Annotated in this window: 17 protein-coding genes, 1 tRNA gene and 1 other RNA gene; 12 read left to right on the forward strand and 7 right to left on the reverse strand. The window is 38.3% G+C overall.

Annotated elements, in window-relative coordinates:
• Positions 1-146 precede the first annotated feature (146 nt).
• Entirely contained in the window at positions 147-578 is a 432-nt protein-coding gene (locus M1F03_RS03715) for an acyl-CoA thioesterase (protein ID WP_154622401.1), read from the forward strand.
• Between the two features lie 56 nt (positions 579-634).
• On the opposite strand, the gene queC is transcribed toward M1F03_RS03715, so the two are convergent.
• Complete coding sequence (queC, locus tag M1F03_RS03720; RefSeq protein ID WP_251465114.1) at positions 635-1,333, reverse strand: 7-cyano-7-deazaguanine synthase QueC; 699 nt, start codon at positions 1,331-1,333, stop codon at positions 635-637.
• 206 nt (positions 1,334-1,539) lie between these two features.
• Here queC and M1F03_RS03725 point away from each other — a divergent pair, with 206 nt between their 5' ends.
• From M1F03_RS03725 to amtB, 5 genes are all read left to right on the forward strand, one after another.
• Complete coding sequence (locus M1F03_RS03725) at positions 1,540-2,001, forward strand: Lrp/AsnC family transcriptional regulator (protein WP_163860717.1); 462 nt, start codon at positions 1,540-1,542, stop codon at positions 1,999-2,001.
• An 88-nt stretch (positions 2,002-2,089) separates the two neighbouring features.
• Entirely contained in the window at positions 2,090-3,835 is a 1,746-nt protein-coding gene (locus tag M1F03_RS03730; RefSeq protein WP_196713814.1) for a SmdA family multidrug ABC transporter permease/ATP-binding protein, read from the forward strand.
• Complete coding sequence (locus M1F03_RS03735) at positions 3,832-5,616, forward strand: SmdB family multidrug efflux ABC transporter permease/ATP-binding protein (RefSeq protein ID WP_251465116.1); 1,785 nt, start codon at positions 3,832-3,834, stop codon at positions 5,614-5,616. The genes M1F03_RS03730 and M1F03_RS03735 overlap by 4 nt, the downstream gene beginning before the upstream one ends.
• Before the next feature lie 191 nt (positions 5,617-5,807).
• A complete protein-coding gene (locus M1F03_RS03740) occupies positions 5,808-6,146 on the forward strand; it encodes a P-II family nitrogen regulator (RefSeq protein ID WP_154622397.1) in 339 nt (112 codons plus the stop codon).
• 10 nt (positions 6,147-6,156) lie between these two features.
• On the forward strand, positions 6,157-7,440 hold the full coding sequence (gene amtB, locus M1F03_RS03745; RefSeq protein ID WP_154622396.1) for an ammonium transporter AmtB: 1,284 nt from the start codon (positions 6,157-6,159) through the stop codon (positions 7,438-7,440).
• Positions 7,441-7,667: 227 nt separating this feature from the next.
• Here amtB and tesB read toward each other — a convergent pair whose 3' ends face one another.
• Positions 7,668-8,534, reverse strand: a complete 867-nt coding sequence (tesB, locus tag M1F03_RS03750; RefSeq protein WP_251465121.1) for an acyl-CoA thioesterase II — start codon at positions 8,532-8,534, stop codon at positions 7,668-7,670.
• Between the two features lie 324 nt (positions 8,535-8,858).
• Between tesB and M1F03_RS03755 the strand changes: the two genes are divergently transcribed.
• The gene (locus tag M1F03_RS03755) at positions 8,859-9,317 is read left to right on the forward strand and encodes a YbaY family lipoprotein (protein ID WP_251465123.1); all 459 of its coding nucleotides are present in this window, start codon (positions 8,859-8,861) and stop codon (positions 9,315-9,317) included.
• Positions 9,318-9,454: 137 nt separating this feature from the next.
• Positions 9,455-9,551: signal recognition particle sRNA small type (ffs, locus tag M1F03_RS03760), an RNA gene on the forward strand.
• Positions 9,552-9,927: 376 nt separating this feature from the next.
• Here ffs and M1F03_RS03765 read toward each other — a convergent pair.
• The 4 genes from M1F03_RS03765 to gloB all read right to left on the reverse strand — a co-directional run bounded on the left by M1F03_RS03765 (position 9,928) and on the right by gloB (position 13,317).
• Positions 9,928-10,131, reverse strand: a complete 204-nt coding sequence (locus M1F03_RS03765) for an HHA domain-containing protein (protein WP_004927064.1) — start codon at positions 10,129-10,131, stop codon at positions 9,928-9,930.
• Positions 10,132-10,209: 78 nt separating this feature from the next.
• Complete coding sequence (gene tomB, locus M1F03_RS03770) at positions 10,210-10,578, reverse strand: Hha toxicity modulator TomB (protein ID WP_154635730.1); 369 nt, start codon at positions 10,576-10,578, stop codon at positions 10,210-10,212.
• Positions 10,579-11,145: 567 nt separating this feature from the next.
• A complete protein-coding gene (gene mltD / locus M1F03_RS03775) occupies positions 11,146-12,483 on the reverse strand; it encodes a murein transglycosylase D (protein ID WP_154624041.1) in 1,338 nt (445 codons plus the stop codon).
• A gap of 78 nt (positions 12,484-12,561) precedes the next feature.
• Entirely contained in the window at positions 12,562-13,317 is a 756-nt protein-coding gene (gloB, locus tag M1F03_RS03780) for a hydroxyacylglutathione hydrolase (protein ID WP_154624042.1), read from the reverse strand.
• 39 nt (positions 13,318-13,356) lie between these two features.
• Here gloB and M1F03_RS03785 point away from each other — a divergent pair, with 39 nt between their 5' ends.
• Positions 13,357-14,082, forward strand: a complete 726-nt coding sequence (locus tag M1F03_RS03785) for a class I SAM-dependent methyltransferase (RefSeq protein WP_154624043.1) — start codon at positions 13,357-13,359, stop codon at positions 14,080-14,082.
• Positions 14,083-14,148: 66 nt separating this feature from the next.
• Here the strand turns inward: M1F03_RS03785 and rnhA are convergent, their stop codons facing one another.
• Positions 14,149-14,619 carry a ribonuclease HI gene (gene rnhA / locus M1F03_RS03790; RefSeq protein WP_154624044.1) on the reverse strand — a complete coding sequence of 157 codons (471 nt, stop codon included), beginning with the start codon at positions 14,617-14,619 and terminating at the stop codon, positions 14,149-14,151.
• Positions 14,620-14,673: 54 nt separating this feature from the next.
• Between rnhA and dnaQ the strand changes: the two genes are divergently transcribed.
• The 3 genes from dnaQ (at position 14,674) to M1F03_RS03805 (ending at position 17,424) form a co-directional block, all read left to right on the forward strand.
• Positions 14,674-15,435 carry a DNA polymerase III subunit epsilon gene (dnaQ, locus tag M1F03_RS03795; protein ID WP_154624045.1) on the forward strand — a complete coding sequence of 254 codons (762 nt, stop codon included), beginning with the start codon at positions 14,674-14,676 and terminating at the stop codon, positions 15,433-15,435.
• Positions 15,436-15,549: 114 nt separating this feature from the next.
• Positions 15,550-15,626 (forward strand) — tRNA-Asp (locus M1F03_RS03800).
• 1,402 nt (positions 15,627-17,028) lie between these two features.
• Entirely contained in the window at positions 17,029-17,424 is a 396-nt protein-coding gene (locus tag M1F03_RS03805; protein WP_163860720.1) for a helix-turn-helix domain-containing protein, read from the forward strand.
• Positions 17,425-17,573: the final 149 nt, after the last annotated feature.

Raw genomic sequence — 17,573 nt, forward strand, 5'->3', positions numbered from 1 at the left:
TCATGTTTATGAACAGGTTCTTTTTGTATTACTCATATTTTGTTAAATAAATAATTTGATGCGTATCACATAAAATAGATTATTTCAGCAAGAGTCATAATTATTTGTTATGTTTTTGTAAACAGAGACAACTGGTCGGAGTAGTTATGGCAACGCAAATTAAAGTTAGAGGTTACCACATTGATGTTTTCCAGCATGTTAATAATGCACGCTATCTTGAGTTCTATGAGTCAGATCGTTGGGCTTGGATGGAGCAACATGATTTCATTGGATGGGCCCTGAAGAAAAAGCTGACAATGGCTGCGGTTAATATCAATGTGAACTATTTTCATGGTGCAGTCATTGGTGATGAATTAGTCGTGACTACACGTATTGAGAAAATTGGTGCTAGAAGTGCGGTATGTTATCAGCAAATAATTCGTGAACGGCAAGGAAAGAAAGAGGTTGTTTCTGATGCAATGGTGACTTTTGTATTTATTGATTTATCGTTAAATAAAGCCATTAGTATTGATGGTGAGTTACTCGAAAAACTTGAATTGTTGTCACAAGCTAACGCTGAAGCGTTTGTTGACGCTTAACGCATTCAAGGGGGCCGGAAAGAGTTCTCTTTTCTAGCCCCCTTATATTCAGGTAACTAGATGAGTTTAGTCATTTTTTTGAGTGAAGATAACACAGTTTCTTTATCGCTCAAGTAGTCGTTTAAGCCCTTACTGCGAAGATGGCATGCAGCGCACTCTCCACAGCCGTCTCCTTGTATGCCGTTATAGCAAGTCAGAGTTTCTTGTCGTATTGTGTCTAAATGACCATAAAAATCAGCTAAAGCCCAAGTTTGCGCTTTATTTAGCCACATCAACGGTGTTTCAAAACGAATATCTTTCGCCAGTCCTAGATTGACGGCATGATTAAGTGCGGTGACAAATTCATCTCGACAGTCAGGGTAGCCCGAGAAGTCCGTTTCACAAACCCCGGTGATAACGGCTTCCGCTTGCACTTGGTAGGCATAGATGGCAGCTAGCGTTAAAAAAAGAATGTTTCGCCCCGGAACAAATGTACTGGGTAACCCGCTAGACTCACTTTCTTGATAGTCAGGCACTGGAATATTATCACGAGTTAGACTGCTCACTGCGAGTTCATTGAGGAGAGTGACATCAAGCACCTTGTGTGCAGTTGCTTCAAGTGAATGGCTGAGCTTTTGGGCCACTTCAATCTCAAAGCGATGACGTTGCCCATAATCAAAAGTGACACAATGGACTTCATCATAAGTTTTTAACGCTTGGATGAGGCAAGTCGTCGAGTCTTGACCACCACTGAAGACAACAACAGCGCGTTTCATAAATATTCCTCTTACTCCAACAAAAATGAATATACAGGTTGCTATAGCGCCATGTTAATGGTGCTAGCCTTTGATGGATAGCGGTATTTTTGTCTTTTAACACAGATTGATAAATTATTTATGCTGTTGTCAGTCTATTTAGGTAAAATAATTCTATTATATAGCCGTAACCGTGACATTTTTTTATAAATATTAAGAGAGCAAATATGTTAGATAAGATAGATAAAAAGTTACTTCGCTTGCTGCAAAATGACAGCAGTCTATCTTTGAATGCACTTGCAGAAGCGGTGAATTTAACATCAACACCTTGTTGGAAAAGGCTAAAACGCTTAGAAGATGAGGGATATATTCGGAGTAAAGTCACGTTACTCGACGGCGAAAAGTTAGGCTTGGGCCTAACCGTTATCGTGATGATTAAAACTCAGCATCACAACAGCGAGTGGTATGAGCAATTTGTTTCTTTTGTTAGTCAGCTTCCAGAGGTACTTATGTTTTATCGCATGGCTGGGGAGTATGACTATCTTATGCAAGTTGAAGTCAAAGATATGAAATCCTATGACTTATTTTATAAAAAGTTAGTTAATGGTGTTCATGGGCTTATTGATGTAACCTCTAGTTTTGCAATGGAAAAAATCAAGTATACTACGGTGTTACCTATCCCTGATTAATGGTATTACGCCTATTTTTCTTAAGCATTTGCACCATTAGGATGCCACACCATGGCAAATATTAAATCTTATTCAAGGCAGTAATTCAGTGCGATTATTTTCACAACTTGGCTGGTATTTTTTGAGTGAATGGCGACGCTATGTTGGTGCGGTTTGCTTTTTAATCATTATAGCTATCTTACAGCTTGTTCCACCGCGACTTGTGGGGATCGTTGTGGATGGGATTAGCAATCAAACCATGGCTACAACTCAGTTAGTGTCGTATGTGGCATTGATGTTATTCATTGCTGTTGTTGTATACGGTCTTCGTTATGTCTGGCGTATTTGGTTATTTGGTGCGTCTTATAAGCTAGCGGTGCAATTACGACAAAAATTTTACCGTCAATTAAGTCTACAAAATCAATCTTTCTATCAAAGATACCGAACAGGAGATTTGATTGCTCGAACCACTAATGATGTTGACCGAGTGGTATTTGCTGCGGGTGAAGGAGTGCTCACATTTGTTGACTCATTAGTTATGGGCTGTGCTGTATTGGTCATGATGAGCGTGGAAATTAGTTGGCAACTAACATTATTAGCATTGATTCCAATGCCTATTATGGCGTTAGTGATTAAACGTTATGGTGATCAATTACATCATCGATTTAAACATGCTCAAGGTGCATTCTCTTCATTAAATAATCATGCACAAGAGAGCTTAACCAGCATTCGCATGATAAAGGCTTTTGGCCTTGAGGATCATCAATCAAATCAGTTCGAACAAGTCGCGACTGAGGCGGGTCGACGCAATATGCATGTCGCTAGAGTTGATGCCCGTTTTGACCCGACGATTTTTATTGCTATCGGTATGGCAAACCTCTTGGCTATCGCTGGGGGGAGTTGGATGGTGCTGCATGACACGCTGACTCTCGGTGAACTCACTAGCTTTGTCATGTATTTGGGATTAATGATTTGGCCTATGCTAGCGTTGGCATGGATGTTTAACATCGTTGAACGTGGTAGCGCAGCCTATAGCCGTATCCGTGCTTTACTGGATGAACCTATAGACATTGAAGATGGTCAGCAATCTCTTCTAGGCGAAAGAGGAGAATTACAGGCGCATATTAAGGCGTTTTGTTATCCAGAAGCGGAACGGGTCGCGCTTCATGATATTCATTTCACACTCCCACCCGGTCAGTTTTTGGGAATTTGCGGACCAACAGGTTCAGGCAAATCAACACTACTTGCATTAATTCAGCGTCAATTCGATGTGACTGAAGGGGAAATCCACTACCAAGGTAAGCCGCTGCCTGAGATTCGCTTAAATGAATGGCGAAGTCGATTAGCTGTTGTGAATCAATCTCCTTTTTTATTTTCTGATACTGTGGCAGGGAATATCGCATTAGGTAGCCCACAAGCAACAATAGAGCAAATTGAGGAAGCGGCACGTATTGCTTGCGTGCATGATGATATCCTGAGGTTACCGGAAGGTTACCAAACACAGGTTGGTGAGCGAGGCGTTATGTTGTCTGGGGGACAAAAACAGCGGCTCTCGATTGCACGAGCTATTTTGCAAAATGCAGAAATTTTAATTTTAGATGATGCTCTCTCGGCTGTTGATGGGCAGACGGAACATGCTATTTTACAAAACTTGAGCCGTTGGCGTGAAGGCAAGACATTGATTATTACTGCACATCGCCTATCTGCATTAGTTGAGGCTGATAATATTTTAGTCTTGTCCCAAGGAAGTATTGTGTCTGAAGGTATTCACTCAACACTCACTGTTCAACCGGGTTGGTATAAAGATATGTATCATTATCAACAAATTGAAGCGGCTTTGGATGGTGATTTATGAGTCAGAAAAAACCACTATGGCCAGCCTTAAAACGTCTACTAAGCTATGGAAAAGCGCATCGTAGTACGATGACATTGGCTATTATCATGCTATGGGTTGCTGCGGCCGCCGAAGTGAGTGGACCTTTGTTGATTAGTTATTTCATTGACAACATGGTTGCCAAGAAACAAATCATTATGCCACTCACAATATATCTAGCAGTTGGCTTTGTGCTATTGCAGGTTATTGCAGCACTTCTTCATTATTATCAAACTATCTTATTCAATAAGTCAGCGGTAGGTGTTGTACAGACTTTACGTACCGATGTTATGAATTCGGCGTTAAGACAACCGTTGAGTGCTTTTGATAAACAGCCTGTAGGGCAAATTATTTCTCGCGTGACTAATGACACAGAGGTCATTAAAGATCTATTTGTGACCGTCGTACCCACTGTGTTTCGTAGCTTAGCGCTAATTTGTGCCATGTTAGTTGCTATGTTTACTCTGGAATGGCGTATGGCTTTGGTCGCCATTATGATCTTTCCTGCGGTAGTGGTCGTGATGCTTATCTATCAAAAATTGAGTACACCCATTGTCCGTCGAGTGCGTTCTTATCTTGCCGATATTAATAATGGATTTAATGAAGTGATTAATGGCATGACGGTTATTCAGCAATTTCGCCAACAAGCTCGATTTGGTGAGAAAATGCTTGAAGCAAGCCAAGATCACTATCTCGCGAGAATGAAAGCATTAAAACTCGATGGGGTGTTATTGCGTCCCCTATTAAGTTTAATTTCCGCGTCAGTGCTTTGCGGATTGCTACTTTTATTCGGTTTTGATGGTACAGCGACCATTGGGGTGGGGGTGCTCTATGCCTTTATCAACTACCTTGGCCGCTTAAATGAGCCATTAATTGAGCTGACTTCCCAGCAATCGATGTTGCAGCAAGCTGTGGTCTCAGGGGAACGCGTATTTGAGTTAATGGATAGCCCGAAACAAGGTTATGGCGAGAATGTACAGCCATTACAGGGAGGGGCTATCGATATTCAAGATTTATCATTTGCTTACCGCGAAGATAAAAAAGTCTTAACAGATATTAATCTTCATGTGCCTGAGAATAGCTTTGTTGCGCTTGTTGGGCATACAGGAAGCGGTAAAAGTACCATCGCAAACCTAATTATGGGGTATTACCCTTGGCAACAAGGTGAAATCCTACTCGATGGTAGACCGTTACACTCTCTATCTCACCAAGTTTTACGTAATGACATCGCAATGGTGCAACAAGATCCGGTCGTACTCGCGGCTTCCTTCTTTGATAATGTTGCGTTAGGGCGTGATGTAACACAAGAAAAAGTTTGGCAAGTATTAGAAACTGTACAGCTAGCTGAGCACGTTCGTTTACTTCCTGATGGCTTGGATTCATTATTGGGTGAACAAGGAAATACACTGTCAGTTGGGCAAAGACAGCTGTTAGCCATGGCGCGAGTATTAGTGGTAACACCGAAAATACTGATCCTTGATGAGGCAACAGCGAATATTGATTCAGGAACGGAGCAGTCGATCCAAAAAGCACTGCGTATTATTCGCCAGACAACTACGCTAGTTGTTATTGCCCATCGATTATCCACGATAGTCGATGCCGATCAAATTGTTGTGCTTCATCGTGGTGCAATTGTTGAAAAAGGAAAGCACACTCAATTACTGCAACAAAAAGGGCGCTATTACCAAATGTATCAACTTCAGCAGGTTGGTGAATCGCTCAATTTACATGATGATGTTGAGGCTGAAACAATATTGAACTGATTATTTTGCACACTTTTAATGCATAAAAAAAAAGCCACTCGAGAGAGTGGCTTTTTTTTTGCCATTACTGTTTGAATTATAAGCCTAATTAATTTTGGCATGTTATTTGCCTTAAGGTTTTTGCAATCAGTGATGTTGCTATCGCGCACCTTTAGCTGAATCGGCAGGGGATCATATTATCCGGAGGGAAAATGAAATATATCATCGCAATCATTAAGCCTTTTAAGTTGGATGAAGTAAGAGAAGCGCTTTCAGATATAGGTATACAAGGTCTGACTATTACTGAAGTCCGTGGTTTTGGTCGTCAAAAGGGGCATTCTGAGCTGTATCGTGGCGCAGAATATACGGTGGATTTCTTACCTAAGGTGCGACTCGAAGTCGCTGTTTCAGATGAATTTTCAGAACAGGTCATTGAATCGATAGAAAAAGCGGCGAATACAGGCCAGGTTGGCGATGGGAAGATATTTGTATTCGACCTTGAGCAAGCCATACGTATCCGCACGAGTGAGAAACAAGACGATGCACTATAGGAGAACAGCGATGAGTAAATTGTTTCAGGTTTTATGTTGGTTATTTATAGCGAGTTTTCCTGTGAATGTGTTTGCTGCTGAGGACGGTGTAGATAAAGCCGACAATGCATTTATGATGGTTTGTACTGCATTGGTCTTATTTATGATCATTCCTGGTATCGCTTTATTTTATGGCGGATTACTGAGAAGCAAAAACGTATTGTCACTTATGGCTCAAACGATGGTTATTTTTGCTCTCGTTTCGGTCATTTGGGTGATATATGGTTATAGCTTGTCCTTTAGTGAAGGAAATGATTTTTTCGGTGGATTAAGCCAATTTATGCTTAAAGGAATTAGCGTCGAAAGCTTAGCAGCAACGATCCCACAATTTGTTCATGTGGCATTCCAAGGGGCTTTTGCCAGTTTAACGGTTGCGCTGGTGGTTGGTGCTTTAGGCGAAAGGATTAAATTTTCAGCCATACTGATATTTGCTTTTATTTGGACAACTTTTGCTTATTTACCTATGGCTCATATGGTATGGGGCGGGGGATTACTTGCCCAAGATGGCGCACTGGATTTTGCGGGGGGAACGGTTGTTCATATTAATGCAGCAGTCGCTGGGCTTGTTGGTGCTTACTTACTTGGAAAAAGAACGGGTTTCGGAAAAGAAGCCATAAAACCCCATAATTTGCCGATGGTATTTATGGGAACCGCGATCTTATTTATTGGTTGGTTCGGTTTCAATGCTGGGTCTGCTGGAAGTGCGAATTCTATTGCAGCTTTGGCCTTTATTAATACCGTTGTAGCGGCATCCGGCGCAATTTTATCTTGGGTACTTGCGGAGTGGGTGTTTAGAGATAAACCGTCATTATTGGGGGCTTGTTCTGGCTGTTTAGCTGGATTAGTCGGCATCACACCGGCAGCCGGTACGGTTGGAATTGCTGGCGCATTGGTAATAGGCCTAATATCTGGGGTTGCTGGATTATGGGGGGTGGTCGTTTTAAAACGTTGGTTAAAAGTCGACGATGTATGTGATGTTTTTGGCGTACACGGTGTTTGTGGCGTAGTTGGTTGCTTATTAACAGGCGTATTTACCTCTGCAACATTAGGAGGGTTAGGTTATGCCGAGGGAGTGACAATGCTTAAACAAGTTGGTGTTCAGGCATTTAGCATACTAATCTGTGTGATTTGGACTGCAATTGTCGCTTATTTGGCATTTTTGATAGCGGATAAACTAACAGGTTTACGTGTTGAGGTTGAACAAGAAAGAGAGGGACTCGATATTACCTATCATGGTGAGAGTGCTTATAATTAACTTGTATTTATATGATGTTAGTTAGTACTCACATTATATATACCCAATAAGAATGGCAGATCAATAGATTCTGCCATTCAAACATGGAAAATACTCTTCTCACAATAATAATGAAGGGCTGTGACGCATGAATGAACAGGGTTTTAATATAAAAGGATAAGATAAGAGGTGAGCCTTCTATCTTACCCTATTTAGTTAGTGAGTACTTGCGTTGGTTTACCTGTCAATTAACGCGGCTTTCTTTTACGGATCACCCCTTCTTGGACCGCTGTTGCTACTAGCTCCCCACTTTGGTTATAAATTTGTCCTTTAACAAACCCACGGCCTCCAGAGGCTGAAGGACTCTCTATAGCATAGAGTAGCCAGTCATCAATTTTAAAGGGGCGGTGGTACCACATAGAATGGTCAATTGTGGCAACCTGTAAGTCTTTCTCCATAAAGCCACGGCCATGTGGTTGGAGCGTTGCAGGGAGAAAATTATAGTCAGACGCATAGCCCAATAAATAATTATGTAATGATGGAATATCAGGCAATTGCCCTTTCGCTTTAAACCAAATATAGCGAAACGGTTCCTGTGGGGGAGTGTCGAAAGGACTATAAAACTCGATTGGACGAAACTCAAAAGGGTTTGGGCGCAAAGCATACTTTTTAACAGATTCGGGTAACTGAGCAGCCAAACGCTGGATGATGTCATCTTGAGAGATTAATGTTTCTGGTGATGGGACTTCAGGCATTAAATTTTGATGGTTAAATCCATCCTCTTGGGATTGGAAAGATGCCGTCATAAAAAAGATAGGCTTACCATGTTGTATTGCACTGACTCGTCGTGTGCTAAAACTGCCGCCATCTCTTAATATCTCTACATCATAAACAATTGGGCGCTGGCTATCACCTGGGCGTAAGAAGTAGCTATGGAATGAATTAATTAAGCGATCTTCAGGAATGGTTTGTTCTGCCGCATACATGGCTTGGCCAACGACTTGCCCACCGAAAACTTGAGGTAGTCCGAGATCTTCACTTTGACCACGAAAAATACCTTCTTCAATCTTTTCCAATTCTAATAGGCTGATTAAATTTTGTAATTCTGGACTCATAGCAACCTTGAATATTGATTAATAAATATCAGATGATTGTATTTTCCCATTAATACATAAAAATAGGTAGACTGTTTTTGTGTTATCGATTTTACGTCGCAAAGTGATGAGGATAGCGGCTTGCGACTTGAAACACCTTATTGCCTAGGCTGAATATGACTTTTTTATGAAATTTATATCTTGATATGCGCAGTTACATTTTGAGATAGTATTTTATTGATGGTTATTTTTGGCTATAATCTGATCTTTGGTAGTTAAAAATTACAACTAAAATGAAATAATGTAAATATCCTCTGATAACAAATTGTTTTTTAGGCAATTATTATGAAATTAAACCTATTTATCATTAGCTTTATCGCGTTGGCTTTTTTAGGGGGGTGTGAAGGTAATAATAATAAAGCGAATGAGACAAAGTTAGGTCATCACAGCCATCCAACGAAAAAGAGTGTGGATGCGAAGGTTATCAAGGGGCAAATGGTTATCCCGCAACAAGCGGTATTGCCTGAAAATGCATTAATTACGGTGACCTTAGCTGATATTTCTATCGCTGAGTTACCTGATTTGATTTTGGCGCAAAAATATTATCAAGTAAAAGAGAAGCAATTTGTCTTTCCTTTTGAACTGAGCTACCAAAAGGATGAAGTACGTCAGAATGCACATCTTGCGCTAAGAGCTACGGTGTCTGTTGATGGTGATTTATGGTTTGTTTCAAAGGCTGAAAGTATAGTGATGAATGATGGCGTCACAAATAATATTCAATTAGTACTTGAGCCTACGAAATAATTGAGTCTATTTTTATCAAGCTTAATAGTGATTTGCTATTGTGTAATAAACCAGCACTTAACAGCGCTTTCCTTGCTATTTTAGTCATCATCAAGCATAATGCCACCTGCTTTTTAGGAAGCAATCAATGGGGGCTCTGTTGGTTCTCCCGCAACGCTAACTTGTTAACTAGGTCAGGTCCGGAAGGAAGCAGCCATGGCAGGGGATGTGTGTGCCGGGATGTCGCTGGCAGGGCTCCCACCCAATCATAAGCCGTTCACTCATCTTTCTTCCATTTATCCCTTATTATTTTTTAGTCTTATATACAACTAAAAATGATATTCATAATACAAGCGTAAGTTATGGATTATTCATTTTGGCGACGAATGGGATAGCTCGACCATTATTTATAGGGCGCTACAAATTTTTATGAATAAACATTGCACTATTGTTTAAGCATTAAAAGCTAAATCTATCTAGTGGGCAACGATTATGTTTAGATAAGTAAAGTCTATGTAGAATGGTGATATTTTTTTGTAATAATTAATAAATTAAAGTCAATACACACATTAAGCCGATAAAATAAATTACCGGCTATAACCAGTTATTATCTGAGCATATTAATAAGTAGTTATCTAACAAATTTCCAAACAGAGGCTGGAATTTTGTCATAAAGTTTATTCATAGTGAGTTCTGCAAGACGGTGATCTGCGGCTGAGTAAAATAGTTCCAGCTCGTCTTCAGAAAGCTCATACTTATTTTTTTCAATAACACGCTCAAGTGTATCGATGGTTGTGCATTTTCTTAAACGCATCAGATAATCAGTTTTGGTCATAATACCCTTTCTTTTATTGATAATTAAAAATCTTTATAACATGCTATGTTATAGTTTATTTAGTGGTGAATAATATCTTTAGGTCTTGCTTGCAGGGCATTTTAAATCATCATCAAGTACAGCGACAAGATTTTGATTCATACTCTGCCAGTCAATAATTTCACTTAACGTTATTACCGGACTACCGAATAAATCGTAAGTCTCGTCAAGATACTCTTCTACTAATGATATAACGAGATTATCTTTTGGATGTTTGATCTTATATTGCCATACAAAGGCGGCTATATGTTCAATAAGCTCATTGAGCCGTACACTTTGTGGTGAGCTTAAATCATTTATCCAATGTGTATTTGTTTTCTGTAAGCTTGAAATTGCTTCTCTATTCAAACTGTTACACAAGTATTTTAACTCTGATATATCATAATTTTTGGGTGAATATTCATCCATAATCACCTCCGCAGGCGAGACTAACCTTTGCTATGTGTATTTCTATATCAAAATAATCGAGTACAAACTAAATAACACACCTTGATAATTAACTTAAGTATTTATTAATCAATATCTTAGGTTATATAAAGTTGTAAAAAATAGGTGTAGTTTTTTAGAATTATCAATAATTATATCTGTAATATTCAAATACGGGCTAGCAGCGCTAACAGTTTTCGCTGTGCTAATAATATAGCACTTTTATTACATAAGTCACCACCTGACTGGTGTTTTTTTTCAAAAATAAAAGTATCCCTAGGCCTTTTTGTGCTATTTATATCGATTAAACACAATTCTGGGGGAGTTTTATATCAGATTAGCAGTACTTTTCGTTTGTTTACAAAAAATCACGATCAATTTAACTTAAAAAGCGATCTGCAAAATAATCTTAAAATATTTTTTTAACAATATAGGTTTGGTATTAACGGCTATTGAATATGATATCAATATTGATAAGTATAATTAATTTTTGGTACTAAATAAGTAATACCTACCGATTAATCGGTAGGTACATAAAGAAAAATTATTTTATAGGTAAAGATTCAATGTAACGCCTGGTTTTAGATCTGCCATTTTGACCCCAGAATTCCAACTCATTAAATCATTGAGCTTAATTCCATGTCTTTTGGCTATACTATAATAAGAATCGCCTTTCTTTACTTTATACGTTTTGGATTTACGCTTATTTGATGCAGGTGCACTGCCTTTTATCTTAAGGGTTTGTCCTGGATAGATATTCGCCGTTTTCATCCCATTAAGTTGTTTAATACTCTTACTAGTGGTATTGAACTTTTTAGCAATACTTGCGATCGATTCTCCTTTAACAACTTTATGAGTAAAGCCATTAGTTTGTGGTGCTGATCGTTTAAGTTGGTTTTGAGCAACAGCAGTACGAATATTATTTAAAACGGCTTGGTCAGAAAGCGATAATTTAAGCTGCTCTGCTTTTGCCGTAGGCAACATAATATAATGAGGGCCATTTGGTGATGTTACACCACGCTTATAACCTGAGTTATATGTTTTTAGTGATTCCTCTGAGATACCTGTTAATTCTGCTGCTTGGGTTAAGGTAATTTGTTGCCCTACATCAACCTGAGTTAATGCGCGACTTCTATTACTGCGTGGTAATTTGACTTGATATCTTTCAGGGTTTCTTAATACTTGGCTGAGCGCTAATATTTTAGGGACATACTGTTTAGTTTCTTTTGGTAAGGACAACGACCAAAAATCCGTCGGTAATCCAGCGGCTTGGTTCTTTTTGATCGCATTCAACACACATCCTTCACCACAGTTATAAGCAGCCAGTGTGAGTTCCCAATCATGGCCAAACATAATATTTAAATTTTCGAGCAAATCAAAAGCAGCCTTAGTCGATGTCACGAGATCACGACGCTCATCGACCCACTGGTCTTGTTTTAATCCGTAAGAGCGGGCAGTGATAGGAACAATTTGCCAAAGACCTGCTGCTTGTGCCGGAGAGGTTGCTTTTGGATTGAAGGAACTTTCTATAATAGGAATTAAGGCCAATTCCATTGGTAAGTTACGTGCATTGACTTCGTCTACGATCCAATACATATAAGGTTCTGCCCTTAATGTGACATCGTAGAGAAAACTTTGTTTTGTATAATAATTGCTGGCTTGTTCCCTGATGATTGAATTATCAGGTATATCCATCTTCAGCTCATCACTGATATAACCCCAAAGATCGCTATCTATTGTTGAGGTTTGTCTACTTGCTGCCTGATTATGTGGAGCAACGCTTTCTATAGTGTGGTTTGCTGAAGACTTGTTCTGCTTGGTTTTTTGTGGTGAAGCTTGGCATCCGGCCAGCAGAACAATGGCGATAATCGTCGCTATTGTCTTCATTGTGTCAATATTCTTTGTTTTATGTGTAAAAGTCGAACAATAATACTTATCCGACACAAAGAAGACAATAATTAAACGTTAATAATGATCTTTTAATTGACGTAAAACGGTAAAAACGGCCCTAAGTGGTGGGTTTGCTTGATTTATATTTAACTTGTTTTGCAGCTCGGCATTATCGCACTGTAGAAAAATATTTATTTTTCGTTCAGTTTTGAGTGTGGTTGGCACAGTAGCTTGCTGTTTACTGCGTTTAGCGGCGACTTCTTCTTGGTATTGGCTAATTTGTTGGTTTTCAGGCCAAATATGATGCGCAAACTTAAGGTTAGATTGGGTATATTCATGTGCACAACAGATGAGTGTTTCATCGGGCAGGGCGGCTATTTTTTGGATTGATTGATACATTTGCTCTGGTGTACCTTCAAATATTCTGCCACAGCCACCTGAGAACAAGGTATCCCCACAAAAGAGATAAGGAGCGTGATAAAAAGCAATATGACCAAGTGTATGTCCCGGTAGACCGATAATTTTAAAATCAAAATTATCGATTTTGACACTATCACCATCACTGACTAATTCTGTCGCTCCTTTTACTTGCGTTTCTTGGGGACCAAAAACAGGAAGGTCACGAAACACTTTCAGAATACCTTTTACACCGCCAGTATGGTCATTATGATGATGGGTGAGTAAGATAGCGATAGGAGTCAACTTTTTTGCTGACAATATTTCGAGGACGGGTTCTGACTCTGAGGGGTCAACAATGATACACTGTTGATTAGCATCCGTAAGAATCCAAATGTAGTTATCGTTTAAAGCAGGAACTCGTATTAACTCCATAATGACCTCTACTCTATATTGTGATTAAGGGGAATTTCGATGAAGCCAGCGCGTATTGAAAAAAAACGCCAGATGCCTGTAAGTTGGTCTGATATCCCATTCGGGAGGCAATACCGCCAAGCCCTACAATATCAGCTTCGTCCTTGGTGGCCAAAAATGTTTGGCTTTCATTTGCTTAAGTTAGGACATCTAAGCACTGAGATCGATACTGAAGAGTGCATGATATCGCATCAGTTTAGTGTAGGGAATGATGACCCTCGTTTCCATGTTCTTGCAGAATCCCAAGCTCTTCCTTTTATTAATAAATCTATTGATGCATGCTTAATGTCACATGTATTGGCCTATAGCCATGACCCTCACTGGATGCTACGTGAAGTGGATCGCCTATTAGTTGATGATGGTTGGTTAATTATTTCAGGCTTTAATCCATTTAGCTTATTAGGCCTTGGGAAAATGGTGCCATTTCTTCGTAAACAACAGCCTTATTGTAGTCGTCTATTTCCAACGTTAAGGGTATTCGATTGGCTTAGTCTATTAAATTATGAAGTGCTTTATCATTGTAATTGTCAGGTATTTCCGTGGCACAGCCCTAACAATTGGTTGAATCAACGTATTGGGGGGATTGGGACATTGAATGTGATTGTGGCACGAAAGCGTACTTATCCATTAACGCCAACATTACTAAAATTTAAACAGCCCAAAGTGAAAATAAGTACCGCATTAGGTGCCACAAAACGTATGTCGGATCGCTCAAAGAACTCATAGCATGCAAAAGAATATAATGTATGCGCTGAGCTGTATTTCGTCCAAATAATATAGGCGAGTTAACATTTAACTTTGAGCTGGTTGGTAACCTGTATCTTCTTGAGTTGGTGACTCTGCTGCTTGTCGAGCGAGCTCATCACATTTTTCATTTTCAGGATGGCCTGCATGGCCTTTTACCCAACGCCAGTCGATCTTATGGCGAGTGATAGCCGCATCCAGGCGTTTCCAAAGGTCTACATTGACGACAGGAGATTTATCTGCTTTACGCCATTGACGCCGTTTCCAATTATGTATCCACTGAGTAATCCCTTGGCGAACATATTGGCTATCGGTGGTTAAAATGATATCGCATGGGCGTTTTAAAGATTCGAGGGCGACAATAGCAGCCAGTAGCTCCATACGGTTATTCGTCGTTAAAAAAAAGCCTTCACTGAGCGTTTTTTCATGTTGTTGGTAACGAAGAAGAACACCATACCCCCCTGGGCCTGGATTACCCAGACAAGAACCATCCGTGAAAATTTCTACCTGCTTTGTCATTTCTGTTAAACTCTACCTTATTCATCAATCTCTAGTTTGACACAAAAACCCATTATGAGCACGGCGATAACAAGACAAATTGTCCTCGATACCGAAACCACCGGTATGAATAAGTTAGGCGTTCATTATGAAGGCCATAATATTATTGAAATTGGTGCGGTTGAGGTCATCAATCGTAGGCTGACTGGCCGTAATTTTCACGTCTACATTAAACCAAATCGGTTAGTGGATCCCGAAGCATTTGAAGTGCATGGTATCAGTGATGAATTTTTGCAGGATAAACCGACTTTTGCTGATATTGCTGATGAATTTCTTGAGTTTATTCGCGGTGCTGAACTCATTATCCATAACGCTCCCTTTGATATTGGTTTTATGGATTATGAATTTGCTAAATTAAATAGAGGCATACCACCTACCGCTGATTTTTGCCAGATAACCGATAGTTTAGTGCTTGCTCGACAAATATTTCCAGGTAAAAGAAATAATTTGGATGCTTTGTGTGATCGTTATTTGATTGATAATACTAAGCGTACACTGCATGGCGCTTTATTGGATGCTGAGATCCTTTCCGACGTGTATTTAGCGATGACGGGGGGACAGACATCTTTAGCTTTTTCTATGGAAGCAGACACATCGAATGAAAGCTATGTTGAAGAGGTACAACGCATCGAGCGTCCAACGAGTGGCTTAAAAGTGCTTTATGCGACCGATGAAGAGCTTATTGAGCATGAAAAACGACTTGATATCGTAGATAAGAAAGGGGGAAAACCTTGTCTTTGGCGACAATCTCCAGATGAGGAAGAGACTATTCATTAGTCTTTATTCGCTTTTGAGGCTAAAAACTGTTCAACTGTACGATTTTTCAAGAAAAAGTATTGACTGGCATGGTAAGTATTCGTAATATGCATCTCGTTCCCTAGAGGGACATTCGGAGCGGTAGTTCAGTTGGTTAGAATACCTGCCTGTCACGCAGGGGGTCGCGGGTTCGAGTCCCGTCCGTTCCGCCAGATATCGAAGCCCTGACTCTTAGAGTCAGGGCTTTTTGTTTTTATGCTTTTTAACCTTTTAAAAAAACACGTCAAAGAAAAATCCGTCATAAAAGTAGTGATAGGAGTGCTCTTGATATCTCAATCTGTGTTCATGACGATTTCTCAGCTAGTCAGTAATAAAGTTTATGAAACAGAGAACGAAGCCTTGAGATAAGACTGTTATTACGCGTAATCAATTTATAAATCTAAATAAACAGATGAAAGCTAATATGACATTAATAATAGCTGTTGAGGTATGACTATAACCAAATTGATTAGATAATTTTAATTCCCGTCCTTTTGTGTGGATCATTTGGCTTTACAATCTATGAGTACTTCCCATCCTGAATAGCTTAAATCGATTTAATTCTCTTTTTGTTGGCGATATAAACTATCTCGTTAAATAATCTATAAATCACTTACTCATCTCCTTATGACTTTAAGATTACTTTTTTGTTATTGATAATAATAATAGTTTGCAATTTAAATTATTTTTAAAATTCAAATTTTACTTTTCGTTTAATTTTGTCTATTTTTGATACTCGCTATGAGTATGTTTAATTTTCAAATAATAAATAAACACAATCAGGTATATTCACTTTTTTTGCATATTTATATTATTTAAATTAATAGTGATTTTTCAATATTTAGAAATTAACTAAAAATTAACACGTTTATTTTTAATTATGGTGATTGTTATTTTAAAAACGACGATGAAATCGTGGTGAGTATTATTAGTATAATCAAAAGATAAAGTTAACTATTGAAGGTGACTTATCTGATATTTGAAGATTTGTTATTATTTTTAAAAACAGATCTTGTTTTGTATCTATATGAAAAATATGTTGTTTTTGCTTTCCAGTTACTTTATTAGAGATATTTAATTAATTAATTAATTAATTTATATTTTTACTAAAAATTATGACTATTTGTTAAATTTAAAACTTTCATCTTTATTTGCATCTTAATTGGTGTTTTTGTGGTTAAAAAAACCATTTTATATGGATGCTCATAAAAAGGAATGCGGTTAAAGCCAGCTATATAGCTAGCTTTTATGATATTTAATTTACTCTCCAGCGGTGTATCTGGTGGTTGTTTGTACTGCTAGCTGGGATGGATTAGGTTTGATTTTGCGTGAATGCTCAAGTAAATTAATGGGCATTGATTCAGTGGTAACACATAATACAATATTATTTATTCATATATCCTTAAAGTTGCATAAAATGTGTAGAGAATAGGTTTTTTATTCGATTTTTAGTCGGTTTTTAAATGAATTGGTTTTCTAAGGGTATCAGTTTTTATTAGTTATCTTCGTTCGTTATATTTATTTTAATACTGTTTGAGTAGTAAGGTTAATTAATTTAATGCATGGAGAAAAATAGTGAGAGTAGGTGCGGTGCAAATGCCGAAAAATAAACTCAATGATTCAAAAACTGTTTTTACCAAAGCGATTGGAGAAGAAATACATAAATTACGTAAAGAACGTTTGATGACCGGAAAGGAGCTAGCTAAGGTAGTTAATGTCTCCCAACAACAAATATCACGCTATGAATGTGGGGTTTGTAATATAACAATAGATACATTGATTGTTATTTTAAACGCATTAAATGTTTCATTAACTGATTTCTTTAATCAGGTCTTTTTACGGGTATTCGAAAAGGAAAAGAAAATCAGTGTACAGTACCACAATGTATTTAGTTCTTCTGAGCAGTCTGAAGAATTAAAAAAACAGCTAGAAACTTTTTCTCGGTATGATCAAACTAACTTATGGGGTTAGTTATTTTCTATTAATTATTTTATATCACCATTCTTTTTTATTTAAAGTTTTTTAAATTATTTATCTTTAAATAATTAGGAATAAACACGTCTGAAGGATTGTGAATACATTCCTATTTTTTAAGTACGATATATTTATATTGCAGAGGC

Source organism: Providencia sp. PROV080, from assembly GCF_033688105.1.
Classification (GTDB): domain Bacteria; phylum Pseudomonadota; class Gammaproteobacteria; order Enterobacterales; family Enterobacteriaceae; genus Providencia; species Providencia zhejiangensis.